Origin of the sequence: Desulfosarcina sp., from assembly GCF_041551955.1 — a bacterium.
Taxonomy (GTDB): domain Bacteria; phylum Desulfobacterota; class Desulfobacteria; order Desulfobacterales; family Desulfosarcinaceae; genus Desulfosarcina.
Genome location: NZ_JBFELV010000624.1, coordinates 1 through 1,717, shown reverse-complemented (window position 1 = coordinate 1,717; position 1,717 = coordinate 1). Strand labels below are relative to the sequence as shown.

At 56.0% G+C, this 1,717-nt stretch carries 1 protein-coding gene; it reads right to left on the bottom strand.

The annotated features are described in order from the left end of the window. Window positions 1-11 precede the first annotated feature (11 nt). A complete protein-coding gene (locus ABYV26_RS24975; RefSeq protein ID WP_372684054.1) occupies window positions 12-1,211 on the bottom strand; it encodes a M24 family metallopeptidase in 1,200 nt (399 codons plus the stop codon). Between the last annotated feature and the right edge of the window lie 506 nt (window positions 1,212-1,717).

Below are 1,717 nucleotides of genomic sequence, written 5' to 3'. Positions count from 1 at the left end.
GCCGTCCATAGTTAGATCGATACGATCTGCTGCTGTGCATGCGTCAACTGTTCGAGACCGCTGGGGGTGACCACATGGGTGTTCTCGATCCCGACGACCCCTTCGCCCGGAAAAACCAGCTTCGGCTCCAGTGCGATCACCATGTCCTCCTCCAATTCAGTGGTCTGGCCATGGGCCAGAAAAGGGAATTCATCCAGTTCCAATCCGACGCCGTGACCGATAAACCGTATCCGGTCTGCCTCGGCGCCCATGAAATATGCATCAACTCCTTTCCGGGTAGCCATCTCGATGGCCGCCGAATAAAGATCGCCGGCGCTAGTGCCGGGGGTGGCCATGGCTTTGATTTGCTCCTGCAGGTCCAGCATGTGGGCATGGGCATCCACCAGCCACTGCGGGGGGCGTCCAATGGCATAGATCCGGGTGTGGTCGCTGATGTACCCTTTCCAGGCAAATACATAGTCGAATAAAATCGGTTCATGCCGTTTTATCTTCCTGAAACTGGGGCCCTGGGCCACCGCAGCGCTCACGGCAGCGCCTCCGGTGGGAGAAGCCAAAAAACTGGGCACCGCTGCGGCGGCACCGGACATGAGGTGTCCATAAAACATTTCCGCACCCCACAGCCGCATGCGCACGATGCCCTGGTGGCCCAGTCGACGGGCCTGCGCTTCAATCATTCCGGCCAACTCGATTTCGGTCAACCCTTCGCGCAGCAGATGGGGCACCGTCTCCGCCACCTGGTCGGAAAAAGCCGCCGCTTGCCGAATCAGATTCAATTCGTAAGCGGACTTGACTGCCCGAACCATGCGGATCGGTATGGAGATGTCCCGAATGTCCACCGCCGGAAACAGGCGCTTGTAGGAAAAAAAGAGGTTGGTTGGCAGTACATCCAGCTCCATGCCCATGACGGCCGGTGGCGCCAGGCCATTTTCCTCGATTAGGGTCATCAGCTGTTTGGGGCTGTTCAACGATAGGATGGTTGAAAGGGGAGACTCTGATTGGGCCCGCTTCAGGCTTTTGCGAACCATCAGCAGCGGTGGGCCCTGGGCGGGGATGTAGAGATGTGATTGCTGGATGGTGCCTGAAAAATAAAAAAGATCCGTGTTTTGCAGGATCAAGGCGCCGTCGATACCCTCTTGCAACAGCCGCCGCTGGAGTTTCTCGATGCGTTGGTCGATTTCAGCTCTTGGCGTGGAAAAGCCTGGGTCGGTCATGGGGGCGACATCCTTTCAACAGGTTTGCAGGCTGCGTATGAATGGGCGGGTCGACGATACATTTCAAAATAAGACCCGGCCGGGTGCAAAGTCAAGTGCCTGGAAACCTCGACGCCGGGTCTAAGGTCATTTCAACGGCGGCTCCCTTCGGGCCGGCACCAATCTAACCGTCAGCCGTTGAGCAGACGGTCTATTCAAACGATTCACCAATCGGTCAATGCATCGTTCCCCTGAACATGTCTTTCCTTGACTTCACCGGACCTTTTGCCTAATCTAATGTGAATTCCGTTTGTTATGCGCGGAGCTGAACCATTTTCCCAGGTGACATCGGGTATTTTTAATGAAACCGTAATCAGTTGAATTTCAGACGGCTACGTAAAAAGGCCGAGATCAAGGCTTGCGAACCCTGAGAATACCGCTATCGCGGGTGCCGTAGGCAGCGTACTTACGGTACGCCGCAGTGACGAAGGGTGAAGCGTAACGCAGATATCGGGCTTTTTACGTAG